26 protein-coding genes and 7 tRNA genes are annotated in these 25,791 nt (G+C 64.7%); 7 read left to right on the forward strand and 26 right to left on the reverse strand.

What is annotated here, in order from left to right; all coding sequences use genetic code 11:
* Positions 1-5 precede the first annotated feature (5 nt).
* Entirely contained in the window at positions 6-584 is a 579-nt protein-coding gene (locus tag E3O18_RS01550) for a hypothetical protein (protein WP_134396144.1), read from the forward strand.
* A 38-nt stretch (positions 585-622) separates the two neighbouring features.
* Here the strand turns inward: E3O18_RS01550 and E3O18_RS01555 are convergent, their stop codons facing one another.
* The 19 genes from E3O18_RS01555 to E3O18_RS01645 all read right to left on the reverse strand — a co-directional run bounded on the left by E3O18_RS01555 (position 623) and on the right by E3O18_RS01645 (position 15,058).
* The gene (locus E3O18_RS01555) at positions 623-2,896 is read right to left on the reverse strand and encodes a bifunctional (p)ppGpp synthetase/guanosine-3',5'-bis(diphosphate) 3'-pyrophosphohydrolase (RefSeq protein WP_134396145.1); all 2,274 of its coding nucleotides are present in this window, start codon (positions 2,894-2,896) and stop codon (positions 623-625) included.
* A gap of 106 nt (positions 2,897-3,002) precedes the next feature.
* Positions 3,003-4,016: a protein translocase subunit SecF gene (gene secF / locus E3O18_RS01560; RefSeq protein WP_134397304.1), complete on the reverse strand. Its 1,014-nt coding sequence runs from the start codon at positions 4,014-4,016 to the stop codon at positions 3,003-3,005.
* On the reverse strand, positions 4,016-5,752 hold the full coding sequence (secD, locus tag E3O18_RS01565; RefSeq protein ID WP_134396147.1) for a protein translocase subunit SecD: 1,737 nt from the start codon (positions 5,750-5,752) through the stop codon (positions 4,016-4,018). Before secD ends, secF begins: the two co-directional genes overlap by 1 nt.
* Before the next feature lie 67 nt (positions 5,753-5,819).
* Entirely contained in the window at positions 5,820-6,206 is a 387-nt protein-coding gene (gene yajC / locus E3O18_RS01570) for a preprotein translocase subunit YajC (protein WP_104100489.1), read from the reverse strand.
* Positions 6,207-6,302: 96 nt separating this feature from the next.
* Positions 6,303-7,334, reverse strand: a complete 1,032-nt coding sequence (ruvB, locus tag E3O18_RS01575; RefSeq protein WP_104171055.1) for a Holliday junction branch migration DNA helicase RuvB — start codon at positions 7,332-7,334, stop codon at positions 6,303-6,305.
* A gap of 32 nt (positions 7,335-7,366) precedes the next feature.
* Positions 7,367-7,990: a Holliday junction branch migration protein RuvA gene (ruvA, locus tag E3O18_RS01580; protein ID WP_134396148.1), complete on the reverse strand. Its 624-nt coding sequence runs from the start codon at positions 7,988-7,990 to the stop codon at positions 7,367-7,369.
* Positions 7,987-8,589: a crossover junction endodeoxyribonuclease RuvC gene (gene ruvC / locus E3O18_RS01585; protein WP_134396149.1), complete on the reverse strand. Its 603-nt coding sequence runs from the start codon at positions 8,587-8,589 to the stop codon at positions 7,987-7,989. Before ruvC ends, ruvA begins: the two co-directional genes overlap by 4 nt.
* A gap of 6 nt (positions 8,590-8,595) precedes the next feature.
* Positions 8,596-9,360 (reverse strand): YebC/PmpR family DNA-binding transcriptional regulator, encoded by a 765-nt coding sequence (locus E3O18_RS01590; RefSeq protein WP_104100486.1) that lies wholly within the window; start codon positions 9,358-9,360, stop codon positions 8,596-8,598.
* Between the two features lie 150 nt (positions 9,361-9,510).
* Positions 9,511-10,053, reverse strand: coding sequence for a DUF1697 domain-containing protein (locus E3O18_RS01595; protein WP_134417296.1), 543 nt, complete (start codon positions 10,051-10,053; stop codon positions 9,511-9,513).
* 9 nt (positions 10,054-10,062) lie between these two features.
* Positions 10,063-10,656, reverse strand: a complete 594-nt coding sequence (pdxT, locus tag E3O18_RS01600; protein WP_134396151.1) for a pyridoxal 5'-phosphate synthase glutaminase subunit PdxT — start codon at positions 10,654-10,656, stop codon at positions 10,063-10,065.
* A 10-nt stretch (positions 10,657-10,666) separates the two neighbouring features.
* On the reverse strand, positions 10,667-11,563 hold the full coding sequence (gene pdxS / locus E3O18_RS01605; protein WP_134396152.1) for a pyridoxal 5'-phosphate synthase lyase subunit PdxS: 897 nt from the start codon (positions 11,561-11,563) through the stop codon (positions 10,667-10,669).
* 67 nt (positions 11,564-11,630) lie between these two features.
* Positions 11,631-12,194 (reverse strand): HIT domain-containing protein, encoded by a 564-nt coding sequence (locus E3O18_RS01610; RefSeq protein ID WP_104100482.1) that lies wholly within the window; start codon positions 12,192-12,194, stop codon positions 11,631-11,633.
* Between the two features lies 1 nt (position 12,195).
* The gene (thrS, locus tag E3O18_RS01615) at positions 12,196-14,118 is read right to left on the reverse strand and encodes a threonine--tRNA ligase (RefSeq protein ID WP_241973251.1); all 1,923 of its coding nucleotides are present in this window, start codon (positions 14,116-14,118) and stop codon (positions 12,196-12,198) included.
* Positions 14,119-14,279: 161 nt separating this feature from the next.
* A tRNA-Val gene (locus E3O18_RS01620) sits at positions 14,280-14,351 on the reverse strand.
* Positions 14,352-14,376: 25 nt separating this feature from the next.
* Positions 14,377-14,450: transfer RNA gene (locus E3O18_RS01625), tRNA-Cys, on the reverse strand.
* A 49-nt stretch (positions 14,451-14,499) separates the two neighbouring features.
* Positions 14,500-14,571: transfer RNA gene (locus E3O18_RS01630), tRNA-Gly, on the reverse strand.
* A gap of 181 nt (positions 14,572-14,752) precedes the next feature.
* A tRNA-Val gene (locus E3O18_RS01635) sits at positions 14,753-14,824 on the reverse strand.
* A gap of 39 nt (positions 14,825-14,863) precedes the next feature.
* A tRNA-Cys gene (locus E3O18_RS01640) sits at positions 14,864-14,937 on the reverse strand.
* A 49-nt stretch (positions 14,938-14,986) separates the two neighbouring features.
* A tRNA-Gly gene (locus E3O18_RS01645) sits at positions 14,987-15,058 on the reverse strand.
* Positions 15,059-15,213: 155 nt separating this feature from the next.
* Between E3O18_RS01645 and E3O18_RS01650 the strand changes: the two genes are divergently transcribed.
* A tRNA-Val gene (locus E3O18_RS01650) sits at positions 15,214-15,286 on the forward strand.
* A 325-nt stretch (positions 15,287-15,611) separates the two neighbouring features.
* Here the strand turns inward: E3O18_RS01650 and E3O18_RS01655 are convergent.
* Positions 15,612-16,034, reverse strand: a complete 423-nt coding sequence (locus E3O18_RS01655; RefSeq protein ID WP_134417298.1) for a hypothetical protein — start codon at positions 16,032-16,034, stop codon at positions 15,612-15,614.
* 381 nt (positions 16,035-16,415) lie between these two features.
* Between E3O18_RS01655 and E3O18_RS01660 the strand changes: the two genes are divergently transcribed.
* Positions 16,416-17,036 carry an AbiV family abortive infection protein gene (locus E3O18_RS01660; RefSeq protein WP_241973295.1) on the forward strand — a complete coding sequence of 207 codons (621 nt, stop codon included), beginning with the start codon at positions 16,416-16,418 and terminating at the stop codon, positions 17,034-17,036.
* A 604-nt stretch (positions 17,037-17,640) separates the two neighbouring features.
* Here E3O18_RS01660 and E3O18_RS01665 read toward each other — a convergent pair.
* Genes E3O18_RS01665 through E3O18_RS01675 form a run of 3 tightly spaced genes read right to left on the reverse strand, consistent with a single transcriptional unit; the run spans position 17,641 to position 19,532 of the window.
* Positions 17,641-18,060, reverse strand: coding sequence for a hypothetical protein (locus E3O18_RS01665; protein ID WP_241976543.1), 420 nt, complete (start codon positions 18,058-18,060; stop codon positions 17,641-17,643).
* On the reverse strand, positions 18,053-18,685 hold the full coding sequence (locus E3O18_RS01670; protein ID WP_134417300.1) for a TetR/AcrR family transcriptional regulator: 633 nt from the start codon (positions 18,683-18,685) through the stop codon (positions 18,053-18,055). The genes E3O18_RS01665 and E3O18_RS01670 overlap by 8 nt, the downstream gene beginning before the upstream one ends.
* Positions 18,678-19,532 (reverse strand): alpha/beta hydrolase, encoded by an 855-nt coding sequence (locus E3O18_RS01675; protein WP_134396157.1) that lies wholly within the window; start codon positions 19,530-19,532, stop codon positions 18,678-18,680. The genes E3O18_RS01670 and E3O18_RS01675 overlap by 8 nt, the downstream gene beginning before the upstream one ends.
* Before the next feature lie 458 nt (positions 19,533-19,990).
* Between E3O18_RS01675 and E3O18_RS01680 the strand changes: the two genes are divergently transcribed.
* Complete coding sequence (locus E3O18_RS01680) at positions 19,991-21,043, forward strand: IS30 family transposase (protein WP_134396158.1); 1,053 nt, start codon at positions 19,991-19,993, stop codon at positions 21,041-21,043.
* A 257-nt stretch (positions 21,044-21,300) separates the two neighbouring features.
* On the forward strand, positions 21,301-21,891 hold the full coding sequence (locus E3O18_RS01685; RefSeq protein WP_134417302.1) for a recombinase family protein: 591 nt from the start codon (positions 21,301-21,303) through the stop codon (positions 21,889-21,891).
* Positions 21,892-22,290: 399 nt separating this feature from the next.
* On the opposite strand, the gene E3O18_RS01690 is transcribed toward E3O18_RS01685, so the two are convergent.
* Positions 22,291-23,211 carry an NAD(P)-dependent alcohol dehydrogenase gene (locus E3O18_RS01690; RefSeq protein ID WP_241973249.1) on the reverse strand — a complete coding sequence of 307 codons (921 nt, stop codon included), beginning with the start codon at positions 23,209-23,211 and terminating at the stop codon, positions 22,291-22,293.
* A 192-nt stretch (positions 23,212-23,403) separates the two neighbouring features.
* Entirely contained in the window at positions 23,404-24,003 is a 600-nt protein-coding gene (locus E3O18_RS01695) for a DUF4386 domain-containing protein (RefSeq protein WP_134396234.1), read from the reverse strand.
* 56 nt (positions 24,004-24,059) lie between these two features.
* Between E3O18_RS01695 and E3O18_RS01700 the strand changes: the two genes are divergently transcribed.
* Both E3O18_RS01700 and E3O18_RS01705 read left to right on the forward strand, forming a co-directional pair.
* Positions 24,060-24,740 carry a TetR/AcrR family transcriptional regulator C-terminal domain-containing protein gene (locus E3O18_RS01700; protein WP_198410636.1) on the forward strand — a complete coding sequence of 227 codons (681 nt, stop codon included), beginning with the start codon at positions 24,060-24,062 and terminating at the stop codon, positions 24,738-24,740.
* Between the two features lie 337 nt (positions 24,741-25,077).
* Complete coding sequence (locus E3O18_RS01705; RefSeq protein ID WP_134396232.1) at positions 25,078-25,329, forward strand: hypothetical protein; 252 nt, start codon at positions 25,078-25,080, stop codon at positions 25,327-25,329.
* A gap of 65 nt (positions 25,330-25,394) precedes the next feature.
* On the opposite strand, the gene E3O18_RS01710 is transcribed toward E3O18_RS01705, so the two are convergent.
* Positions 25,395-25,787, reverse strand: a complete 393-nt coding sequence (locus E3O18_RS01710) for a DUF4177 domain-containing protein (RefSeq protein WP_241976684.1) — start codon at positions 25,785-25,787, stop codon at positions 25,395-25,397.
* Between the last annotated feature and the right edge of the window lie 4 nt (positions 25,788-25,791).

Below are 25,791 nucleotides of genomic sequence, written 5' to 3' on the forward strand. Positions count from 1 at the left end.
AGTCGATGAACTCACGCCTTCCCGTGGTGCTCTCCGCCCACGACCTGCCGCTCGCGGAGCTGTGCGGCGCCCGTCTCGACGGGGAACTCTTCACCCTGGGCGACTTCTGGTGCCCGGTCGACGAGGTCGATGACCGGGTGCGACGCGCCCGGGCCGTCGGGTTGCTGCTTGCGTCCCCACGGGCCATCGCCGAGCGGATGACCGCGGCCTGGATCTACGGTCTGGCGCCGGAACCTCGCCGCCACCACTTCTGCGTGCAGAGTTCCGCCCGAATGAAACTGGTCCCATCGCCCCGAATGCAGATCCGCGAGGTCAACTGCCCGTCCGACCAGCTTCAGGCGATCTCCGGCCTCCGGGTTACGCTGCCCCTGCGCACCGCCGTCGACCTCGTCCGCTGGCACGACGCGCCCACCGACGGTGACCGCGTCGCCCTGATCGCCGCCCTGCTGCGCCTGGCCGGCTGCACCAGCACCGACCCGGCCAGCCGCCTATGCGCGGCACCCAACCTGCCGTTCAAGGCTCCTGCCCGGACCCGACTGCGGGAGGTGCAACGGTACCTCGACGAGCATCCGCGCCCCACCTGATGTCTCTACCGGGAGGCCAATGCGAGCTGAATGGCCGCTCAGCCCTCGTTGACGCGGTAGACGTCATAAACGGCGTCGATACGGCGCACCGCATTGAGCACGCGATCGAGGTGAGTGGTGTCGCCCATCTCGAAGACGAACCGGCTGATCGCGAGTCGGTCGGAGGAGGTGTGCACCGTCGCCGACAGGATGTTGACGTGATGCTCCGACAGCACTCGGGTGACGTCGGAGAGCAACCCGGAGCGGTCGAGAGCCTCGATCTGGATCTGCACCAGGAACAGGCTCTTGGAAGTGGGCGCCCAATCGACGTCGATCATGCGCTCGGGTTCCTTGAGGAGGGACTGCACGTTGCGACAGGATGCCTGGTGCACCGATACCCCGGCGCCGCGCGTGATATACCCCACGACCCTGTCACCCGGCACGGGAGTGCAGCAGCGGGCAAGCTTCACCAGGATGTCGGGGGCGCCGCGCACGAGGATGCCCGAGTCGCTGTTGCGGAGCGTCTGGGTGCGGCCGTGGAGCGCGAACGGCAGGTCCGTGGCATCGCTCTCCTCGACGCTCTGCAGGGTGGCGACCACCTTCTCCAGCACCGACTGCGTCGACACATGCCCCTCGCCGACGGCGGCGTACAGCGCAGAGACGTCTTCATACTTCATCACCGCGGCAACTTCGGCGAAGGAGTCCTGGTTCATCAGTTTCTGCAGCGGCAGGTTCTGCTTGCGCATAGCGCGCGCGATGGCGTCGCGGCCCTGCTCGATCGCCTCGTCGCGGCGCTCCTTGGTGAACCACTGGCGGATCTTGTTGCGGGCCCGGGGGCTCTTGACGAAGTTCAGCCAGTCCTTGCTCGGGCCGGAGTCGGGATTCTTCGACGTGAACACCTCGACGACGTCACCGGTGACGAGAGGGCTCTCCAGCGGGACGAGGCGCCCGTTGACCTTGGCGCCCATGGTGCGATGGCCGACCTCGGTGTGCACGGCGTAGGCGAAGTCGACCGGGGTGGCGTCGGCCGGCAGACCGATCACCCGGCCCTTGGGGGTGAAGACGTAGACCTCTTTGGCACCGATCTCGTAGCGCAGCGAGTCGAGGAACTCCCCCGGGTCGGCCGTTTCGGCTTGCCAGTCGGAGATGTGGGCGAGCCAAGCCATGTCGGTGTCGCTCTGCGGGCCCGGACCGGAACTCTTTCCTGTGGTCTGCTCCTTATACTTCCAGTGCGAGGCCACGCCGAATTCGGCGCGCTGGTGCATTTCCTGGGTGCGGATCTGGATTTCCACGGCGCGCCCGCTCGGGCCGAGAACCGTGGTGTGCAGCGACTGGTACAGGTTGAATTTGGGGGTGGCGATGTAGTCCTTGAACCGGCCGGGAAGCGGCGTCCACCGGGCGTGGATTGCACCGAGAACCGCGTAGCAGTCCCGCACCGAGTTGACGAGCACTCGAATGCCGACCAGATCGTAGATGTCGTCGAACTCGCGCCCGCGCACGACCATCTTCTGGTAGATCGAGTAGTACTGCTTGGGCCGGCCGGCGACCTTGCCCCGAATGCGGGCGGCCTTCAGGTCGTCGACGATCGAGTCGATGACGTGCTGCACGAACTCTTCTCGCTGCGGAGTGCGCTGCTTGACAAGACTGTCGATCTCGGCGTAGAGCTTGGGGTACAGCACCGCGAACGAGAGGTCTTCAAGCTCCCACTTGATGGCCTGGATCCCCAGACGGTGCGCGAGCGGCGCGTAAATCTCCAGCGTCTCGGTCGCCTTCCGAACCGCGGACTCGGCAGGCACGAATCCCCAGGTGCGCGCGTTGTGCAGTCGGTCGGCGAGCTTGATGATCAGCACACGGATGTCCTTGGACATCGCCACGATCATCTTGCGCACGGTCTCGGCCTGGGTGCTGTCGCCGTACTTGACCTTGTCCAGCTTGGTGACGCCGTCGACCAGCATGGTGATCTCGTCGCCGAAATCGTGCCTCAGCTGGTCGAGGGTGTACTCGGTGTCCTCCACGGTGTCGTGCAGCAGTGCCGCCGAGACGGTCTTGGGACCGATGCCCAGATCCGCCAGGATCTGCGCGACCGCGACCGGATGGGTGATGTACGGTTCTCCGCTGCGGCGAAACTGGCCCTCATGCGCCTGCTCCGCGGTGACGTAGGCCCGCTCGATGATCGAGAGGTCCACCTTGGGATGGTGCATCCGCACGGTTTTCAGCAGCGTGTCGACCGCGCCGACCGGCTGGGCCCGGGAAAAGATCCGAGGCACGAGGCGCCGCAAGGATGCCGGCGGGAGCGGTGCCGGGGAGGCAGGAGGAGTCGTCAGTTCGGTCATCTGGCCACCTCCATCCGCTTGATCAATTATTACTGCTCCCGAACCGGATCGGGTACCACTTCCGGCTCGGGTGCGGGCCTCCTCCGGCGGTGATCAGGGCCGACTATTAGGCGCTGACTTCGGCGGCCACCTTCAGCGCGGGGCCGGCCTTCGCCCGCTGGGCGAGAACCTTCTGGTCGGCCCGGCGCACGGCCGGCTCCGCGGAGCGGATTTGAGCGTACAGCGGCGACGCGATGAAGATCGTCGAGTAGGCGCCGGCGATGATGCCGATCAGGAGTGCCAGCGAGATGTCCCGAAGGGTTCCTGCCCCGAGCACGAGCGTTCCGATGAACAGGATCGAGGCGACCGGCAGCACCGCGACGACGGAGGTGTTGATCGAGCGCACCAGGGTCTGGTTGACGGCTAGGTTTACGGATTCTGCGAACGTGCGCGTATCGGCGCCCGCCTCCGAGGTGTTCTCGCGGATCTTGTCGAAGACCACGACCGTGTCGTAGAGCGAGTAGCCGAGGATCGTGAGAAATCCGATCACGGCGGCCGGGGTGATCTCGAAACCGGTGATTCCGTAGATCCCGGCCGTGATGACGAGGTCGTGCATCAGCGCGGTCATGGCCGCGAGCGACATCTTCCAGGTGCGGAAGTACAGTGCCATGCCGATGGCGGCGAGAACGAGGAAGATGAGGAGTCCGCGCACGGCCTGGCCGGTAATGTCCTGGCCCCAGACCGGACCGATGAAGGACGCGGTGACCTGCTCGATCGGCACGGCGTACGCATCCGCCAGCGCGGCGCGAATCTCCCGGGTCTCGTCGCTGGTGAGCTGGTCGGTCTGCACGCGGATGCCGGTGCTGCTGACGCTCGACACCCTGGGCGTCGCCAACGGGACGACCTCGGTCACGGCGTCGGCGGCAGCTCCCTGGTCCTGGTCGGCGACCTGGGAGATCTTGAACTCGGAGCCTCCCGTGAACTCGATGCCGAAGACGAAGCCGCCACGCAGCTGGGGAACGACGATGGCCACGAAGAGTGCCACGACCGCGACCAGGTACCAGGTCTTGCGCCGCCCGACGATGTCGAACGAGCGCTTGCCCGTGTGCAGGTCGTTGCCGAACTGGGAAAAGCTGGCCATTAGGAATCCTTCCCGTCGGTCGTTCGATCCGCACTGGAACCGACGAGTTCTGACGCCTTGCGCTCGGCGATGGTCTGGCGCTTTGCTGCCTCACGGCTGGCCGAGGACAGTTTGGCGGAAGGGAGATCGCTTGAAGGACGGAATTTCGCCCGCCCGCGGTAGGTCGCGCCCAGGGCCCGCGGGTCGAGGCCGCTGAACTTGTGTCCGTCGCTGAAGAACTTCGTGCGCGCCAGCAGCTGGAGCATCGGGTGGGTGAAGAGCATGACCACGAGCACGTCGACGAGTGTGGTCAGCCCCAGGGTGAGGGCGAAGCCCTTGACGTTGCCGACGGCGACGATGAACAGGACGCCGGCGGCCAAGATGTTGACCGCGTCGGAGGCGAGAATGGTGCGCAGGGCGCGCTTCCAGCCGGCCTCGACGGAGGATTCGAGCCCTCGTCCGTCCCGGAGCTCATCACGCACCCGCTCGAAGTAGACGATGAAGGAGTCGGCGGTGATGCCGATCGCGACGATCAGACCCGCGACGCCGGCCAAAGACAGCCGGTAGCCTTCGCGCCAGGAGAGGATCGTGATCAGCAGGTAGGTGATGATCGCCGCGACCGTAAGCGACGCCACGGTGACGAGGCCGAGCAGGCGGTACTGGATCAGCGAGTAGAGCACGACCAGCACTAGTCCGATCAGGCCTGCGATCAGGCCGCCGGTGAGCTGGCTGGAGCCCAGGGTCGCCGAGATGGTGTCCTGGCTCTGCACGGTGAAGCTGATCGGCAAGGCGCCGAACTTGAGCTGGTCAGCCAGGGCCTTTGACGAGTCCTGGTCGAAGTCACCGCTGATCTGCGCGTTGCCGTCGGTGATGGCCGCCAGGGTGCGCGGGGCCGAGATGACGTTGCCGTCGAGCACGATCGCGAACTGGTTCTGCGCTCCGGTGAGCGCGTTCAGCCGGGTGCTGACGTCGGCGAAGGCCTTGGTTCCGGTTCCGTCGAAGGTGATGTTGACGACCCATTCACCGGTCGTGGCGCCGCTCTGCGTGGTCTGCTGGCCGTTGGTCGCGTCGGAGACGTTCTCGCCGCTGACTTCAACCGGGCCGAGGATGTACTTGATGGAGCCGTCGGCCTCACAGGTGACAAGCGGCTCCGCCGCCGGTGCCACATTGGTGGTGTCGATCTTGCTGCAATCGAAGGCCTCGTACTGGGCCTGGAGCGCGGGGGTGACCCAGTTCAGGTCGCTCCCGTCGGTGGGCACCGCGGTCGGGGTGCTTTCCAGGCTCGGGTCGACCGTGGGGGTCGGTACCGGGGTCGCGACCCCGTCCTCTCCGACAACGTCCTCACCGACGCTGGCCGCGGACGGGGCACCGGCCACGAGCACCGGTCGGAACTCGAGCTTGGCGGAGGACTCGATTCGGTTGATCGTCGCGTCGTCCGGCACACCGGGGATGGACACGACGATGTTCTGGCCACCCTGGGTGTTGATCTCCGCCTCGGAGACGCCTGCAGAGTCGATGCGCTGCCGAATGATCTTCACGGCCTCGTTGAGCTGCTCCGAGGAGACGGACTGCCCGGACTCGAGCTTCGGCGCGAGGATGATCTGCGTGCCGCCCTCAAGGTCCAGGGCCAGCTTGGGCGTCCAGGATCCGCCGCCGGTGAGCACGCCGGCCGTGTTGAGCGCAATCAGGCCGACGATGATCACACCCAGCCACGTGAGGGAACGCCAGGCCTTCTTGGCCGGAGACGACTTTGCCACCAGAGAACTCAGCTTTCTATGCTCATGCTCATGCCCGCGCCGAGGCGCGGGCATGGAGAGGGATTGGTTAGGCGTCGCCCTTTTTGGGCTCTTCGTCGGTGTCGGCAACGCGCTGACCGAAGTCGGGTTCGCCCATGACGGTGGCGCTGCCCTGGTTCAGCTCGGCGACGCCCTCATCTTCGGGCTCGGCCACGATCGGCTCCACCACGCGGGCGATGGTCTGACGGTGCAACTGCACGACGGTTCCCGGGGCGATCTCTAGGGCCACCTTGTTCGCCTCCTCGTCAATCGCGAGGATGGTTCCGTACATGCCGAAGTTGGTCATGACCTCGGCGCCGACGACCATCTGGGCCTGCAGGGCAGCGAGGTCCTTCTGGCGTTTGCGGCTGTTGCGGAACATGAAGAACACGAGCGCCGCGAGAACGGCGAGCATGACGAGAGTCAACGGATCCATAAAACTGTGGGACCTTCCGGTTGCGGCGCGAGGGCCGAAGTCTGTGCGTCTGGCTCGGAGAACCAGCACGAGTGGTTCGAGGCGAACCAACTCGAATTATAGGTCATCCAGCATAAGAGGGATTGGCGGCCCACCCACCAGAGGGGCCGTCAGGCCGAAATGCCGCCACGCTTCCGCGGTCGCCACCCGGCCGCGCGGGGTGCGCATCAGGAAGCCGATCCGCACCAGGAACGGCTCCACGACGGCCTCGATGGTCTCGGACTCCTCCCCCACGGACACCGCGAGCGTGTTTAGACCCACCGGCCCTCCCCCAAAACGAGTCAGGATGATGCGCATCACCTCCCGGTCGAGCCGGTCGAGCCCGATGGCGTCGACGTCGTAGAGTTCGAGAGCCGCGTGCACCGCGGCCACATCGGCGTCTCCACCGTGCACCAGCGCGTAGTCTCGCACCCGCCGGAGCAGGCGGTTGGCGATTCTGGGCGTGCCGCGGCACCGACCGGCGATCTCAGCGATGGCGGCCGTGTCGATCGCCAGGTCGAGCAGTTTGGCTGCCCGGCCGAGCACCTGCTCGAGCTCGTGGTCGGCGTAGAACTCGAGGTGGGCGGTGAAGCCGAACCGGTCGCGCAGTGGGTTGGGCAGCAGTCCGGACCGGGTCGTGGCGCCGACCAGGGTGAACGGTGCCAGGTCGAGGGGAACCGAGGTGGCGCCGGCGCCCTTGCCGACCATGATGTCGATGCGGAAGTCCTCCATCGCCAGATAGAGCATCTCCTCGGCGGAGCGGGCCATGCGGTGGATCTCGTCGATGAACAGCACCTCGCCGGGCACCAGCGAGGAGAGTACCGCCGCCAGGTCACCGGCGTGCTGGATGGCCGGGCCGCTGGACATCCGCAGCGGGCGGTTGCCCTCGTAGGCGATGATCATGGCCAAAGTGGTCTTGCCGAGTCCGGGCGGGCCGGCCAGCAGGATGTGGTCGGGGGTACGGCTCTGCATGGTGGCTGCGGTCAGGAGCAGCTGCAGCTGCCCGCGAACCTTCTGCTGGCCGACGAACTCGCCGAGGCTGCGCGGACGGAGGGCACCCTCGAAGGCCAGTTCGGCGTCGCCCTCGAGTTCCGGCCTGGTGAGCTCCACGCCGGGGTCTCCGGCCAGACCCTGTGCGCCGGTCACGGGCGACGCTCCGATGCCTGCTGGGCCGGGCCGAGCCTGACGAGTACGAGGCGGAGGAGCGCTGCGACGCCGACCTGCCCGGGTTCGACGGTCTCCGCGAGGGTCTCGTCGACGGCCTCGGCCGCCACCTTCTCCGACCAGCCGAGCCCGATCAGGGCGGCCTGCACGTTCGCCGACGCGCTGGTGGGCTCCGGGCGGGCGGATGCCGCGGCCGTGACGGTCACGAACACCTTGCCGGCCAGGGAGAGCACGATCAGTTTGGCCGTTTTCGGACCAATGCCGCTGACCTTGCGGAAAGCGCCGTCGTCTTCCGCCGAGACGGCCTGAGCGATCTGGACGGGGCTGAGCACCGCGAGTACGCCAAGGGCCGATTTCGGGCCGACCCCGGTGACGCCGACCAAAAGCTCGAAGACCTCGAGTTCGTCGGCGGACGGGAATCCGAAGAGGGTGAGCGAGTCCTCGCGCACGATAAGGGTGGTCGCAAGCCGGGCCTCCGTGCCGACGCGCAGGGAAAGCGCAGTGGCCGGGGTGACCTGTACGGCCAGACCGACTCCCCCGACCTCGATCACGGCCGTGGAACCCACGGCAGACAGGACAAGGCCACGAACGGAAGCAATCACCGCTTCAGACTACGGGGCACCGGCGACACTGCGCTGCGCTCGGCGGCGCGCCACGCCTTCTGGGCCGGGGTCAGGGTGCCGGGGACCACGTCGGCGCTCGTGGGCAGGGTGCCGCCGGCCGCCCCGGTGCGCCAGGCATGGCAGATCGCGATGGCCAGCGCGTCCGCGGCATCCGCGGGCTTGGGCACCTCGGCCAGGCCCAGCACCCGTGCGACCATGGCGCCGACCTGGGCTTTGTCGGCGGACCCGTAGCCGGTGATGGCTGCCTTGACCTCGCTCGGGGTGTGCAGGGTGACCGTCAGCCCACGCTGAGCCGCCAGGAGCAGCGCGACGCCGCTCATCTGAGCGGTGCCCATCACGGTGCTGACATTGTCCTGAGCGAACACCCTCTCGATGGCGACGACCACCGGCTTGTGCCGGTCGAGCAAATCTTCCAGGCCCCGGCTGATCAACAGGAGCCTCTGCTCGAGCGGCAAGTCCGGCGAGCTGCGCAGCACGGTCACGTCAACCAGGGACGCGGATCGGTTGGCGGCGACGTCTACGATTCCGACGCCGCAGCGGGTCAGCCCGGGATCGATGCCCAGAACCCGGACCGACACAGCGCGCTACTCGGCTTCGGCCTGAAGCTCCGCGATGACCTCAGGCGACACGTCGTAGTTACTGTAGATGTTCTGCACGTCGTCGAGTTCTTCAAGGGCGTCGATCAGCCGGAACACCTTGCGGGCGGTCTCGGCGTCGACCTCGACCTTGAGCTGGGGCACGAACGCGATGTCGGCGGAGTCGTAGTCGATCCCGGCTGTCTGCAGGGCGGTCCGGGTCGCGACGAGATCGTGCGCTTCGCTAAAAACCTCGAACTTCTCACCGTCGTCGACGACCTCTTCGGCGCCCGCGTCGAGCACGGCGAGGAGCACGTCATCTTCGCTGAGGCCGTTGCTCTTCGGCACGACGACGATGCCCTTGCGGTGGAAGTTGTACGCGACGCTGCCGGGGTCGGCCATGTTGCCGCCGTTTCTGGACATGGTGGTGCGCACCTCGGCGGCCGCGCGGTTCTTGTTGTCGGTCAAACACTCGATCATGACGGCGACGCCGTGCGCGGCGTAGCCCTCATACATGATGGTGGTGTAGTCGACTACTTCGCCGGACAGGCCGGCGCCGCGCTTGACGGCACGGTCAATGTTGTCGTTGGGAACAGAGGTCTTCTTGGCCTTCTGGATCGCGTCGACCAAGGTCGGATTGCCCGACAGGTCGGCGCCACCCATGCGGGCCGCGACTTCGATGTTCTTGATCAACTTGGCGAAGGCCTTGGCCCGACGCGAGTCGGTGACCGCCTTCTGGTGCTTTGTTGTCGCCCACTTGGAATGTCCGGACATGAGTCTCCCGTTGTCTTTGGCTGTCGTGACGTGCCTGTCGATTGGCGCGGGGGTGCCGCCGCCGTGCTGGTCGCTGCACTACTTGTGCCATTGGTCGCTGCACCGTGGGGTGCGCCTCATTCTAACCCGCGATGCCTGATGGGCCGGGCTTCACGCGCCCGGGGCCGCGGCGATCAGTTTGTTCAGGGTGCGGAGGTTGCGGGTGGTCGTGGTCGACCGGTACCGGGCCTTGCCGCTCAGCTTGCTGAACGGGCTGTTGATGCCGATGCTTCGGCGCACCTGCCAGTAGAGCACGCCGGTTCCGGTCCGAACCTGCTCCGTTTCCGGGTCCGGTTCCGCGGCCGCCTCGAGTAGTTCGTCGAGCGCGGTCTGCGCCGATCCGAACACGACATACGGATGCCAACCGTCCCGCTCCGCATCGAATGGGAACGCCCGCGCCACCCTGTCGAGGGTGTCAACGCCAAGCAGGACGATCCACGCCTGATAACCGAAGTTGTCGGAGAGAGCGCGTTCGATTGTGGCCTTGAGGGCCGCGGCATCCGGCTCGCTCGCCGTGAAGAGCACGTTGCCGCTGGCCAGGACCGTGCGGACATCCGTGTAACCGAGCCCGCGGAACACGGACCGCAGGTCCGTCATCGTGATCGTGATCCCATTGACGTTGATTCCGCGCAGGAGCGCCACCCAGCCGGCCATGACCGGAGCCTAGTAGCGGAAGTCGGCGGCGGCCACCTTCTGCAGGAAATAGTCGTGGAACCGGTGCTCCCCGGTGATCTCGGGGTGGAATGACGTTCCGAGCAGGTTGTCCTGCTCGACCGCGACGCAGCGCCCGTCCGAGAGCGTGGCTATCGCGCGGGCCCGGGTCCCGACGGACTCCACCACGGGGGCACGGATGAAAATGGCATGCACCGGCGGCTCACCGAGCACCGGCACGTCGAGGTCGGTCTCGAAGGAGAGCGTCTGCGAACCGAAGGCGTTGCGACGCACGGCGATGTCGAAGCCGCCGATGCTCTGCTGCCCTTCGATCCCGTCGATGACGGTGTCGGCGAGCATGATCAGGCCCGCGCAGGTGCCGTAGACGGGCAGGCCGGCCCGCACGGCCTCGGCCAGAGGTTCCGCCACGCCGAACGCGCGGGCCAGTTTGTCCATGACGCTGGATTCGCCGCCGGGGATCACGAGCCCGCTGATGCGGGCCAGTTCCTCCGGACGGCGGATGAGTTCGACGTCGGCGCCGAGGGACCGCAGTACCTCGGCATGCTCACGAAAGTCACCCTGCAGGGCGAGAACTCCAACGCTCACGAAGGGGTGGTTACCAGCCGCGCTCGGAGAGGCGGTGCGGCGCAGCCAGATCGGACACGTTGATGCCGACCATGGCCTCGCCGAGTCCGCGCGAGACGGATGCGATGACGCTGGGGTCGTCGTAGAAGGTGACGGCCTTGACGATGGCGTTGGCGCGGGCCTGCGGGTTGCCCGACTTGAAGATGCCGGAGCCGACGAATACACCGTCCGCACCCATCTGCATCATCAGGGCCGCGTCGGCGGGGGTGGCCACGCCACCCGCGACGAAGAGCACCACGGGGAGCTTGCCGGTGGCGGCGATCTCGGCGACGAGTTCGTACGGCGCCTGAAGTTCCTTCGCGGCGACGTACAGTTCGTCCTTGCTCAGAGCCGACAGGCGGGCGACCTCACCCTTGATGGTGCGGATGTGCTTCATGGCCTCCGAGACGTCGCCGGTGCCGGCTTCGCCCTTGGACCTGATCATGGCCGCGCCCTCGTTGATGCGGCGGAGCGCCTCACCCAGGTTGGTCGCGCCACAGACGAACGGGACCGTGAAGTTCCACTTGTCGATGTGGTTGACGTAGTCGGCCGGGCTCAGCACCTCGGACTCGTCGATGTAATCGACGTTCAGGGCCTGAAGGATTTGAGCCTCGACGAAGTGGCCGATGCGCGCCTTGGCCATCACCGGGATGGATACCTCGGCGATGATGCTGTCGATCAGGTCGGGGTCACTCATGCGGGCGACGCCACCCTGGGAACGGATGTCGGCGGGAACCCGCTCCAGGGCCATGACGGCGACAGCACCGGCGTCCTCGGCGATGCGAGCCTGCTCGGCGTTGACGACGTCCATGATGACGCCGCCCTTCATCATGTCGGCGAGACCACGCTTGACGCGGCTCGAACCAAAGGCGGAAGTGGTTTCAGTCATAGCTTTGATTCTATTCCTTGGGTGGTGTTGATTCCGCCCGGCGGGTGCCGGTGGAGGGTATATGCGGCTAGTTGCCATCCTGGGGCCAGCCCTCGGCGACTTCGCGCCGCACATCGCCCAGGAGGCGGGGAATCGCCTTCGTTCCGGCGATGATCGGGAAGAAGTTCGAGTCGAGCGCCCAGCGGGGAACGATGTGCTGGTGTAGGTGCTCGGCAATGCCCGCGCCGGCAATACGGCCTTGGTTCATGCCGATGTTGAAGCCGTCGCAGTGCGACACCGCCTTGAGCACACGCATGGCCACCTGGGTGAGACTGCCGATCTCGGCGACCTCCTCCGGACTGGCCTCGTCGTAAGTCGCGACGTGCCGGTAGGGACAGACCAGCAGATGTCCGCTGTTATACGGGAACAGGTTCAGTAACACGTAGGCGTGCGTGCCGCGGGCCACAATCAGAGCCTTCTCGTCGGTCATGCTCGGGGCCAGGCAGAAGGGGCAGTCATCCGGGTGCGGTTGCTGGCCGTCCTGGATGTAGACCAGGCGGTGCGGGGTCCATAGCCGTTGGAAGGCATCCGGAACCGCGGCGAACTCCGACGACTGCTCGAGCCCCTCGAACTCGTCGCTGTGCGTGTCCATCTCAGACCTGGCCCTGGGTCGTGACCTGCGCGCGCGTATGGATCGCGGCGATGATGCGACGGATGGCCTCGTCGGCCGGTACGCCGTTCTCCTGGGTGCCGTCGCGGAACCGGAAGCTCACCGAGCGATTGGAGCGGTCATCCTCGCCGACGATCAGCTGGAAGGGTACCTTCGCCTTGGTGTGGTTGCGGATCTTCTTCTGCATGCGGTCGTCGGAGTGGTCGACCTGGGCGCGCACGCCTGCCGTCTCGAGCCGGCCGATGATTTCGTCGAGGTAGGGACCGTACTGTTCGGACACGGGGATGCCGACGACCTGCACCGGGGACAGCCACACCGGGAACGCCCCGGCGTAGTGCTCGGTGAGCACGGCGAAGAAGCGCTCGATCGAACCGAACAGGGCCCGGTGGATCATCACCGGGCGCTGGCGGGAGCCGTCGGGGGCGGTGTACTCGAGGTCGAACCGTTCCGGCAGGTTGAAGTCCAGCTGGATGGTGGACATCTGCCAGGTGCGGCCGATCGCGTCGCGGGCCTGCACGGAGATCTTCGGGCCGTAGAAGGCGGCGCCGCCCGGGTCGGCCACGAGTTCGAGGCCGGATGCTTCGGCGACTTCACGCAGGGTGTCGGTCGCTTCCGCCCAGGCCTCGTCGCTGCCGACGAATTTCTTCGGGTCCTTCGTGGAGAGTTCGAGGTAGTAGTCCTCGAGGCCGTAGTCGGCGAGCAGCTTGAGCACGAAGTTGAGGGTGCTGGTGAGCTCCTCCTTCATTCCTTCGCGGGTCGTGTAGATGTGCGCGTCGTCCTGGGTCATGCCGCGCACGCGGGTGAGGCCGTGCACGACGCCGGACTTCTCGTAGCGGTAGACCGATCCGAATTCGAACAGGCGCATGGGCAGGTCGCGGTAACTGCGGCCGCTGGAGCGGAAGATCAGGTTGTGGAACGGGCAGTTCATCGGCTTGAGGTAGTAGTCGACGCCCTGACGGGTCATGTGGCCGTCGGCGTCGTACTCCGCGTCGAGTTTCATCGGCGGGAACATGCCATCGGCGTACCAGTCGAGGTGACCGGACGTCTCGAAGAGGTTCGACTTGGTGATGTGCGGTGTGTAGACGAAATCGTAGCCGGCCTCGGTGTGGCGCTTGCGGGAGTAGTTCTCCATCTCCTGGCGGATGATGCCGCCCCTCGGGTGGAAGACGGGCAGGCCGGAGCCGATCTCCTCGGGGAAGCTGAAGAGGTCGAGTTCGGCGCCGAGCTTGCGATGGTCGCGTTTGGCGGCCTCCTCCTGGCGGGCTTGGTAGGCGCGCAGTTCGTCCTTGGTGGGCCAGGCGGTGCCGTAGATGCGCTGCAGCTGCGGGTTCTTCTCGGACCCGCGCCAGTAGGCGGCGGCCAGACGGGTCAGGGAATAGCCGTTGCCGATCATGCGCGTGTTCGGCAGGTGGGGACCGCGGCAGAGGTCTTTCCAGAGCGTCTCCCCCGTCTTCGGGTCCACGTTGTCGTAAATGGTGAGTTCGGCGCCGCCGACCTCGACGGACTCGTTGTCGACAGTCTCGGCGGCCCCGCCCTTGAGCCCGATTAGTTCGAGCTTGTACGGCTCGGCGGCGAGTTCGTCTCTGGCCTGGTCGTCGGTGACCACGCGGCGCACGAACCGCTGGCCCTGGCGGATGATGCGGTCCATGGCCTTCTCGAGCGACTTGATGTCCTCGGGGGTGAATGCCTCTTCAACGTCGAAGTCGTAGTAGAAACCGTCGGTGACGGGCGGGCCGATGCCCAGGCGCGCCGCCGGGTTCACGGTCTGCACGGCCTGTGCGAGCACGTGAGCGGCCGAGTGGCGCAGGATGCTGAGGCCGTCCGGCGAGCCGATGGTCACCGGTTCGACGACATCCGTCGGAATCACCGTCGTGGCGAGATCCTTGAGCTCGCCGTTGACGCGCATTGCGACAACGGACCGGTCGGTGAATAGCTCAAAGCCGTCAGCCACGTGTATTACTCCTCAGTATTGTTCGAACCCCAATAACTTTAGCGGCGCGCCTCGACCGCGACGGGCACGGCCATTTTGGGCAAAGAAAAACCCCCGAACTACCGGGGGTTTGCCTGTGGGCGATACTGGGATCGAACCAGTGACCTCTTCCGTGTCAGGGAAGCGCGCTACCGCTGCGCCAATCGCCCATTCTCTGAAAAGACTTTCCAGGAGTGGAGGTGGATACGGGATTCGAACCCGTGTAGACGGCTTTGCAGGCCGCTGCCTCGCCTCTCGGCCAACCCACCACATGGGATTCGTACCAAAAAGAACCGACCTTGCGGCCGATTCCATTCGAGCGGATGACGAGATTCGAACTCGCGACCCTCACCTTGGCAAGGTGATGCGCTACCACTGCGCCACATCCGCACTAGTCAACGTTTCCGCTGACTTGAAAGACTCTAGCCGATTCCGGCCGAACCCGCCGCACCCTCCCCGGCGATTCATCGCGGCGAGCCCGAGGAAGGCCCGATTCCACCTGGATTTCCGGCGCCGTGCGGGCAAAAAAAACCCCCGCTTTACCGGGGGGTTTATCTGTTTCCCAACTCTGTGGGCGATACTGGGATCGAACCAGTGACCTCTTCCGTGTCAGGGAAGCGCGCTACCGCTGCGCCAATCGCCCATTTCCTGAAAATCATTCCTGCATTGCGACTTCCGGGATTGGAGGTGGATACGGGATTCGAACCCGTGTACACGGCTTTGCAGGCCGTTGCCTCGCCTCTCGGCCAACCCACCACTTGGGATTCCTACCGAAAAAAACCGGCCTCGCGGCCGATTCCATTCGAGCGGATGACGAGATTCGAACTCGCGACCCTCACCTTGGCAAGGTGATGCGCTACCACTGCGCCACATCCGCAACTGCCCGCATTTCTGCGCGCTTGGAAGACTCTAGCCGATAGTCCCGTTCATATTCAAACCGAGTCGTTCCGGCGTGTTGAGGCCCCCACGATGTGCGCCTTCCACCCGGTCTGGGTTAGTATCGAAACTCGTGGTTACAGTACGAGGCCACAGGGGCGATTGGCGCAGTTGGTAGCGCGCTTCCTTCACACGGAAGAGGTCATCGGTTCGAGTCCGGTATCGCCCACACCAGAAAACCCCGGTCAAACGGGGTTTTTCTTTGCCCAAATGCGATTCGACCGACGAACAAAGCGCGAGAAAAAAGCGCAACTTATCCTCACGGAGCGATAAGCAGGCTGATTTTTCGGCCAAATAGAGCGCCCGAAAAGCACAAGAAAGCGCACGAATAGGCACTCCATTGAACAGTCGCTTCCGCGCGCACCACGTGTGGTGCGCTTGAGCGCCAATGCGCGGTGGCGCGATTGTTGTGGCTGAGCACCACGGTCGGCGTGGTCGAGCACCACCTCGATCGGCTATCACCACTAATCGGCGGCCACACAGTCTGGATTGCTTCAGCTTTGACGCAGTCTCGCAATCAGCTCGGTGTCGGTGGAACTCCTAAAGTTTCTGCGCGCATTCTGCTGGAAGAACTCCCACGACTCCGACGAGTGCAGGGCACGCTCCATCGCCTCGCTCGCACGGCCAGACAGCCCAGCGAGCCATCCAAGGATCGTGCGCGCCGGGGCGAATTGACCGACTCCTGCGGTGGTGCCGAAGAGGACTGTTGCGACACGCTCGGCCGACTCGAACTGGTTCGCGTCGACCAGGGCACGGAGTACCCGCACACACCAGGAGAGAAACGAATCCATCTCGTTGTAGCTCATTCTGGGCACTTCCTCCAGGAGATCCGATACCGCATCGCTCATGCCACCGCTATCGGCTGCGGCCCATGCATTCACGTTGGACTGCGAAACCTTCGGGAGAGCACGGATCACGCGCACGTTTTCCTCCGGCTGCCCGAGAATTTAAGCGCTCGCCTCGGCCCAATCTCCTTGCTGCGTCAACGTCAGAAACGCCCCCACGTACGGTCGGGTCGCCGCGATGAAGGCCTTCACAAAATCGTCGAGGTTCGCAAACCGATCCTGTCCGAGTGGCCTCGTCGCCCTGAGGTAATAGCGCCAAGAAGAGCATCAGGAGGCATCACCACATGTCCGTACGATGGCTGCTGCCCGGTCAGCAGCCATGTGACTGTTAGCGCTTCGTGGCGGCGCTCTTTGATCGCTATTTGGCGCTATCGACGGTCAGGCGCTTCTTAATCCGGTATGAGACCCAGGGCGCGCGCCCGGCGAGGACCACCCATCTAGCCTGGCAAGGTGATGATGCTAACGCCCGCAGCTGCCCGAGTATTCTGGCTTGCGCTCCTAGAGAATGCAGCGCGGCTCACCGTCGACGCGGACGCACTCTTTCCGTCACCGCGCGCCCAAGCATTGGTTGTTCTTGCCCAGGAAGAAGTGGGTAAAGCGGTCTGGGTCTATAAGGCGTTCTGGGACGCGTGGAACGACAGCGAAGAGACGCAACACGAGGTGCACGAGCTACGCAAGCTGGGGTTAGATCACGTCGCGAAGCATGTACAGGCGAATGACTTCTTGACCGCGATGGTCGACGTCCCCGGCTTCTCGGATTCCGTGGACATCGAAATCGCGAGGGAACATGCCCCCGATGCGCTGCGTGCCTATCTTGCGTCTCTCGCTCAGGAGGACAACGACGCTAAGAAGAAGGCCTTTTACGTCGATATGAAACCAGACGGTTCGTTCACCGTCCCTCACGAGATCGACCGGCCTTTCCTAAGATTCGACATATACCGGGTTGCTGACATGATCCATTGGTTTTGCGCCGAGGACCAGCTTCGAGCCAGCGTCAGCAGCACGCCGCGATCCCCGACCCAACACATCGAGGTCATGTTAGAGCCGGTCTTGGCTAAGGGCTCGGACGGCTGAATCCGAATACGAAGGTAAGTTATCTCTCCCTCACGAGTGCAACTCGACTTGTTCCGGCCCTCGCGAATACCGACGCAGTCGGGCGTTCTTGCCGGTGTCTCATAACCCAGTTGTCGCGTAACCCATGGGATACGCGAGTCATAGCTGTCGCACAGCGGCAGGCCGCTGATGTGCTCGCAAACGATCGTTTGTGGGCGCGGCGAGGGTTGCGTCATGGAGCGATCACACGATGCCGCCATTTAGCGGAAACGGTGTGTGTCATTTTTCGTACTCGACTGCACGGATCTTTACGCTCGTCTGCACGGCACCAGCTGATGGCGCACTGTGCGGACTATGCAAGCCTCTAGATCGATTTCACCGTCTTGTATTCCATGGGACATGAGGCGCTTTTGAAGTATCAGGTTGGGCCGTCATCGTCGCCATGACCTGGTGAACTGCCCGGCACTACAGGGTGGCAGCTCGGCGCATCATGTAACGTTCGTGATACACGGCGACACAGATCAGGAACGAGCGCGGCCAGCACGTTTGTTCCTCGAGCATTTCTCCGGAGCCCGATCACGGCACGCTCCACTCATCGAACAATGCCTCTCAGACCGCGGCAGTTTCACTGTCGTTTGGTCAGTGCGCGCCATCGTGGTTGCTCGGTGACGACGACGACGAGACAGAGCGCGGTGACGAAGACAGCGATCCACGACGGCCAGAGCACCCATGACGCCCAGCTCGCCGCGACCAGCTGAGCGACCAGCAGCAGGATGGTCACGATGCCAGGTGCCGCTACGGGTCCGCCGCCGCCGGGACGGTCGCCGGGCGTGCTGAACACGGCCGGGAGTCCGATGAGCAAAACCACGACACCGATCGCCAGCAGGATCGAGTGCGGCCACAACGCCCACGGGGTCGCGACCCAGGCGACGAGCTCGGTCAAAAAGCGGAGGCCGCCGCGGACCGGATCGTGACCGGGACCGGGACCGGGACCGGGCGGGTGCGGGTGCGGGGTGCGCGAGGACGAGCGTTCGCGCTCAGCCACGGGATGAACCCGTCACTGGTCGGGCCGCGTCCCGATCACCCTTTCCCGTATCGGAAGACTCGCCGCCGACACGCAGGCCTTGGTCGATGAAGGTGATCATCCAAGCGAAGCTGTCGCCAACAACGGTGTCCATCTGGAAGCCATCGGACATCTCCAGGGACGCGAAACCGTGCAAGCTGCTGCGGAGCATCCGAAGCGCGTGGATCTCTTCCGTCGGATCGAGTCGGTAGCCGCGTAGGACTGCCGAGAAGGAATCGAGACTCCGACTCAGCGCCGCGTGCAACGGATCATCGGGGCCGCCCGGCCGGGCACCGAGGGTCGCGGCATACCGGCCGGGATGTCCCTCGACGAAGGACCGGAGGGCGTGGGCTGCGGCGGCAAGTGCGTCGCCGCCGGCTCGGCCCTGCGTAGCGTCTCGAATGGCATCGCCGAGCTCCGTGGTAGCAAGGATCGCGATGCGGTGGATGAGCGAGGACAGGCTGTCGACGTGTTTGTAGAGCGAGGGTGCTTTCACGCCGAGGCGTTTAGCAATGACGTTCATGCTCAGGTTCGCCAAACCGATCTCGTCGGCCAAGGCGGCGCCGGCCCGGGTCACGACGTCGGCATCGAGGCCGGCCCTAGGCACGGTGTGCCGGGGGGGTGGCCGGGAGAGTTTTGGATAGGAACGGAAGAAGCAAACCGAGAAGCTTCTCGGGCGTCTCGGCATGCAGGTAGTGGCCTGCGCCGTCGATGACGGCAAGCTCCCCAAGACCGGCCGGGAGGTCTGCGATGATGCGTTCGCCCTCAGCCCGGGGGTTGGCCCAGTCCGGGTCCGCGCCGCCTTCGACGATGAGGACCGGGCAGCGAACGTTGGCCAGCTGGGCGCCGGCGTCAGCCGGGCTCGTCTTGGTCATGGCCTTCAGGACTCCCATGCGATCCGGGTCGCTCAGCATTGTCTCGATGCGGGCGCGTTCAGTACTCCAGTCCGCGGGCTTCGTGGGGATCGCGAGGTTCAGGTAGTTCATCCAACCCTTGAGGCTGCCGCCCAGCATGACTTTCGCCAGCTGGACCGTTCCGCGCCGGTGGTTCTTGACGCGGAGCAACCCGCCGAGATCAGCCGACTGCTTACGGGTGAAAGGCGCCAACTCGACGACACCGGAGATCAGATCGGGTGCCGTGGCAGCAGCGATGGTCGCCGCCCCGCCGCTGATCGACTGGCCCACGATGACGGCGGGCCCGCCAAGATGACGCGCGAGGGCCACGAGGTCGCCCGCGATGTCGGTGCGCTCGTACTGCGACCATCCGGTGCTCGATTCGCCGCTACCGCGAATATCCGCGTTAGCGACCCGGTAGCCGGCCGCTACGAGAGCGGGGACGATGAACCGGTATGAGTGTCGGCTGTCACCCATCCCGTGGGCCAACACGACAAGCGGGCCTTCGCCCTGCAAGTCGTATGCGATGGTTCCTTCATCGATGTTCAGTGTCTCCGTCATAATGCCCTCCAGTGGCTAAGTGCGGTAGCGCAAAGCTAGCATGCATAGCCTGAGGTGTCTACTTCTTCGTCGATCGAACGTCTGCGGCCGTCGTTTCGAACGAGACAACGGCTGGCAGAAATATTGAATGGGCGCTCCGACGGACTCCTACCACCCCGTGGTCACCCGGCCCGCTCAGCGGCAGCCCCTTCGTGCGAGCCGCTCAAGGCCCGCCCGAAAGCCAATCCTTGGGTTCTCGCGGTGGTCGCAACGCTTACTGAATGGAGAGTGTTGTGGCGGGCTTGGCGTTGAGGTTCCGGCTGGATCTGGTCCAGCTGGCATGGGAGTGCTTTCAGGCGGGGCAGTTCGCGAGTGAGGCGGGCGAGCGGATCGGGGTGGATCGCACGACCGCGAAGAGGATGCTCCTGGCGGCCGGCGGGGTCAGGCCGCGCCGGGGCCGGGACCTTTAGTGCCGGTATCTGTCGTTCGTGGAGCGCGAGGAGATCGCGCTCGGGATCGCCGCCGGCCAGTCGATCTGTGCCGTCACGAGACGTATTGGTAGGGCGCCTTCGACGGTCTCGCGGGAACTCGCCCGGAACAGCATCAAGGGCGGCTATCGGGCCTCGAGCGCTCAGGTGGCGGCGCACCATCGCGCCTCACGCCCGAAGTCGGCGAAGCTGAGGGTGAATGAACGTCTGCGTGCGAGGGTGGAAGCGGACCTGGCCAAGCGGCGATCGCCGGAGCAGATCGCCGGTCGGCTACGTCGAGAGTTCCCCGACGATCCGGAGATGCAGGTGCAGATCAGCGACGACCTCGCGGTCGTGTTCGCCGGCCAGGCCGAGCTGCAGGTTTCGCACGAGTCGATCTATCAAAGCCTCTACGTTCAGAGCCGCGGTTGCGCCGGAGTGCGCCTGCACCGTCACCTTCGACGGGGCCGATCCGCCCGGAAACCACGGGGCACACAGCTGAACGCGCCGGGCAAGATCCGCGACAAGGTGATGCTGAGCGAACGGCCCAAAGAGGCCAACGACCGGAAGGTCGCCGGTCACTGGGAGGGCGACCTGATCGTCGGATCCGCGTCGGGATCGGCAATCGCGACTCTCGTTGAACGCACGAGCCGGTTCGTCGTCTTGGTGCATCTGCCCAATGGCCACAGCTCCGGCGCACTCCACGATGGACTCATCAGTGCATTGGACGGTCTGCCGGTACTGCTGAGGCGCTCTTTGACGTGGGATCAGGGAACCGAGCTGGCCCGGCACGTTGACATCACCAAAGCCACCGGCGTTCCGATTTTCTTCTGTGATCCGGGCTCACCGCGGCAGCGCGGCTCGAACGAGAACACCAACGGCCTGCTGCGCCAGTACTTCCCGAAAGGCACCGATCTGAACGCCCACAGCGCTCAACGCCTCCTCGAAGTCGCCACTGAACTCAACGAGCGACCCCGCAAAACCCTCAAACGAAGCACCCCAGCCGACCTGCTCAGCGAGCTAACCTCGAGGAAGGAATTAGCCCCTGTTGCTTCCACCGCTTGAAACCGCCCATGAGATACGAGACGCTGACTCCCCACCGGCAACCAGGTCGATGCGCCAAATAGCGATCACAGAACGCCGCCACATAGCGCCGAAAGTCACACAGCAGCCAGGATGCGATTGCCCCGAGGCTGTACACGTCAGCAGCCGAGGCGTCCATCAGGGTGCACCCCAGTGAGCGGGTCTAGATCGCTCGAAAGTCGCGTCAATCATAGTGGGTGTCCGATACTATTGGACAGAAGCGACGGAGGATCCTAGAGATGATTGGACACAAAGGGCAGGTGGTTGGCTATGTGCGCGTTAGCGCCACCGACCAGAACGAAGCTCGGCAGTTTGAAGCGCTCGGCACGGTGGACAAGATGTTCTTCGAGAAGGTGTCGGGCAAGAATACCGAAGACCGAGCACAGCTCCAGGAGATGCTCACCTACGTGCACGAGGGGGACAAGGTTCGGGTGAAGTCATCAGATCGGCTTGCACGTTCGACGACGGACCTTCTGGCGCTTGTCGAACAGCTCAAGGCGAAGGGCGTCGCGCTGGAATTCGTCGACAACCCGGCCCTGAACACGGATACCCCCCAAGGTGAGTTCATGCTCACGGTTCTCGCCGCTATCGCACAGCTGGAGCGCAAATCCATCCGTGAACGGCAGGCAGAGGGCATCGCCATCGCGAAGAGGAACGGGACGTACGAGAAGGCTACGAAGCTCGGACTGGAGCAGATCACTGAGGCCCGCGAGCGGGTCGAGGCTGGCGTGCCGAAAGCGTTGGTGGCCCGGGACCTCGGGGTGTCGCGGCAGACGCTCTACGCCGCGCTGAACAGCTCCGGTTTATACGCTACGTTGGTGGGCGTCTAGTACCGACATTGGTCGCCTCACTGGTCTGGATCTTCGTCAACTCGCAGACGCGAACCGACTTCCGACCGCCGCTCTAGCTCGCAGCCTGAGTGGTTCCCTGGCCACTCCGATGACAGCTACAAAGCGAGGGCACTAGTGAGGTTGACGAGCACATGGTGAGGGGCAACGGCCAGCACCACGTTTGCATGTTGGCCGAGTGTGGTTGCTCGCAATGGTCGATTGGTTCCTTGGGCTGCTAAGGCCCGCTCAGTGGGATGCGTGGCGCAGCTGGCTCGCGACCGATGGGGCTCACCGCGCTGCTCGTCGCGACTGGTGGCGCTCAGCGAACTTCCCCATTTCTGCTCATCGAAGCCCACCGGTCCAACGCCTGAGTGAGGTCGAGTCTATCCGATTCCGAGATCAGACGCTTATTGCGACCTTTCCACGGGCGTGCTCGTCGACGAAGTACCGCATGGCAGCGGGCACCTCGGCGAGCCGATAGATGCGATCGATTGCGGGGGTCACCCGCTCGGCCTCAATCAGGTCGCGTAGCTCGTTCAGCGTTTTCGTGCTGCCGTTCTGGGTGAATGGTTTGAGTTTCTGGCCAATGAGTGGCGATATGGCAACGGCTTTGAGGATGCGCCCCATAGGCCCGACCACGCGTCCGCCTGTGCCACTGGAGAGTACGAGGACTCCCTTGGAAGTGAGTGCGCTGCGCAATTCGGTCAGCGTGTGGTTCCCGATTAGATCGAAGATGACGTCGTGCCGAGCGGTTCCACGGGTGAAGTCGTCGCGGCCGTAATCGACGACGTGGTCGGCACCGAGTGATTGCACGAGCGCAGCGTTGGCGGCGCTGCTCACGGCGGTGACCTCGGCGCCGAGCGCTTTCGCGATCTGCACAGCGAAAGTCCCCACTCCCCCGGATGCCCCATTGACCAGCACTCGCTGACCGGGCGTCACCGAACCGGCATCGCGCAAGCCGACCAAAGCTGTCATCCCGGACAGAGGCACCGCGGCGGCTTGCTCGAAGGTCAAATTGACCGGCTTTCGCGCCAGAAGCGAGGCGGGTGCGGCGACGTACTCCGCAAAGGTTCCTGAACTGAGCTCTCCGTAGACTTCGTCGCCCTGGCGGAAAGCCGTGACATTGGTGCCGACCGACTCGACGACGCCCGCGACATCCTTGCCCCGCGTCATCGCTTTCGGTCTTCGAGTGCCGAAGGCCAATCGCGCGACAAGCGGTGTGCCCGACGTGTGAATCCAGTCGGCATGGTTGAGGCTCGCGGCTACCACGCGGACGAGAACGTCGTTTTGGCCAACGACCGGATGGTCGATGTCTTCCATTTTGAGCACTTCGACATCGCCGTACTCCCGCTGAACTATTGCCTTCAAGATGTGCCTCCTACTTCGGCTGCAGGCTACCGCATACCGGTAACGTCTTCCGGCGCTGCGCACAGCCGGGCGGCGGTGACGCGACCGGTGGCCGGGCCGGAGCGGCGCCCGAGCACGGCTGGTCTTTTGTGGGAGGGGGGACGGTCATGCCCGAGCCGTTACGGCTGCGGTCGTGCCAAAGCCCCGCACAATGAGCCAAATGGCGAAGAACAGCTCGAACAGGCCACCCGGAACGGTGGAAACGAGGCTGGCACCCACTACGCCGGCGAGTTCGAGAAAGCACCCGCCCGCGAATAACGCGTAGCCAATAAATCCCCACACGGCCAGGAACCGTGGCACGAGGCGTGAGCGGTAGAGCGCAATGCAGAACAGCAGGCTACCGACGCCAAGGCCCGCCATCGCAATGTTGTATGCAAGGAAGTTGGTGCCGCCCATGCCGGCGAGTAGCGCGACCGCGCCGACCGCCAAAATCCCACCCTCGAAGATCCGGGTGGCGAGGTAGCTGGCCGCGATTACTGGAGCGTGTGGCCGAAGGACAGGAAGCATGACAGCTCCGATCGTGATCACGGCCACCGAGTTCAACACCATCAGCACCACTCCTGCGGTGAGGAGGCCGCCGGGGGAAGCGGTCGTCGCGATAGAGCTTCCAATGAAGTAAAGGACAAAGGCGGCAAGCATCAGCGTGCCAACGGTGCGGGCAATTGTGCGTGTATTACTCATACGTTTCTCATCTCCAGTCGTCATACCATACGGTGTATGGTGAATAACGCGAAAGTACCATACGGCGTATGGTGGTGTCTATGGCGAAGCCTGAAGATAGAACACCGGTCACCCGTGAGCGAGCGATCAGGGTCGCCATGGCGCTTGCCGATGCCGACGGGATCGAGTCGCTCAGCATGCGCAAGCTGGCCGCCGCACTCGACATAACGGCCATGTCGCTGTACTACCATTTGAAGGACAAGGAAGATCTTCTCGACGGGATGCTCGACATCGTGCACTCCGAATTCGCGACGCCGAGTGCTGGGGACGAGTGGCGGGCGGCCATGCGGAAGCGGGCGGGGTCGACGCGCAGTGTCCTGGCACTGCATCCCTGGGCCATCAGCATGAAGGCCCGCACATCCCCTGGACCGGCGACCCTCGGTCACCTCGATTCGGTCATCGGCTGCTTAACGGCTGCGGGCTTCTCGATGGCCATGACGGGCCACGCCATGTCGATCCTGGACAGTTACGTGCTGGGCTTCGCCCAGCAGGAGGCCTCGCTGCCGCTCGACCCGTCCGGCGACATCGGCGACGCGACCGAAGCCATTATGGCGCAGCAGGAAGCCATGGCCGACTCCTTCAAGAACCTCGCCGCGATGGCAGTATCGCTGATCCTGCAGCCCGGATACGCCTTCGGCAACGAATTTGGCTTCGGTCTCGAACTGATTCTCGATGGCCTCGAAGTAGCCCTTCTGAGCGACTCCGTTCCTCCTAATCAGTAACGTTCGGCAGCGCTGCCAGGATCCGGTGCATCACCGCCCGCACCAACGTGCGGTTCTGAGATGGACGCGCAGGCCGCCGGCGTCAAAGCGTTCGAACGTCGTGCCTGACCTGTTCGCGAACGACTTGTTGCCCGTCAATATGATGAAATCATGTTCCTCTGCGAGCAGTACCCCGCAGTCGCGAATTTCTGGGCACCAGTGACACAACTCGTCCCTGTTTTCGGGCTCGCTCTGGTGCTTGGGGCGCGCCGACTCGTCGTGCCGCTCCCCGCTGGTCGCGCTTCGAGCTCGCCCGGTTGTGTAGGACGCTGAATCAGGGCTCAGGCCGGTATCCAACGTGGTGTTCTTCCACGACGCGCAGGCGGCGATCGGGGCGCCCGTGTTCCGCGCCCACTACGCGCTGATCCGCGGACGGACCCGGCGCACCGGCGCCCGCGGCGTGTCAGTGACCGGCGAGCAGCTGTGGGACCTGCTCGACGTGGCGGAGAAAGTCCGGGTGCGTCATGCCGCGGAGCGGGAACGGGAGCGGGTGGTGGTCGAGGCGGAGGCTGCGGACAACGTCATCCAGATGTGGCGGCGGCGGGCGTGAGGTTCCGGACGCTATTCACGGGATGGGCCGGCCTTTAGACGCGCCTGATCGGGTGCCGATAGACGTCAGCTGATCCCGAGTCGCTCGAAGACCAGCGTGGCCTGAATGCGGTCGCCGCCCCCGAGGCCCTTACTGCCTGAGGCTGACGTCGTGATGGTGTGCAGTCGATAGCCGAGGGCGGCTTGCGCGTTGATAGACCTTTCTAGCTCGGTGAGGTTGCCAGATCCGGTACCGAATAGCTTCTCCTTCAGCACCACCTGTAATACGACGTAGCTCTGCCCTTTTTGCGCCGGCCGTGGTCGACCTCCCGCGACGGACTCCGACTTGATGTGGTCGATCAGCGCGGCGGGACTGTTCACCGGCGCCTCCTCTTGCCACACATCCATCCACTGCTCGCCGTCCCACCGTCGCTGGCGACCCGAACCGTCGTCGTACCAACCTGCTGCTGCGTTCGCCACTGTT

This window comes from Cryobacterium sp. TMT2-42-4 (assembly GCF_004402645.1).
In the GTDB taxonomy this organism is placed as follows: domain Bacteria; phylum Actinomycetota; class Actinomycetes; order Actinomycetales; family Microbacteriaceae; genus Cryobacterium; species Cryobacterium sandaracinum.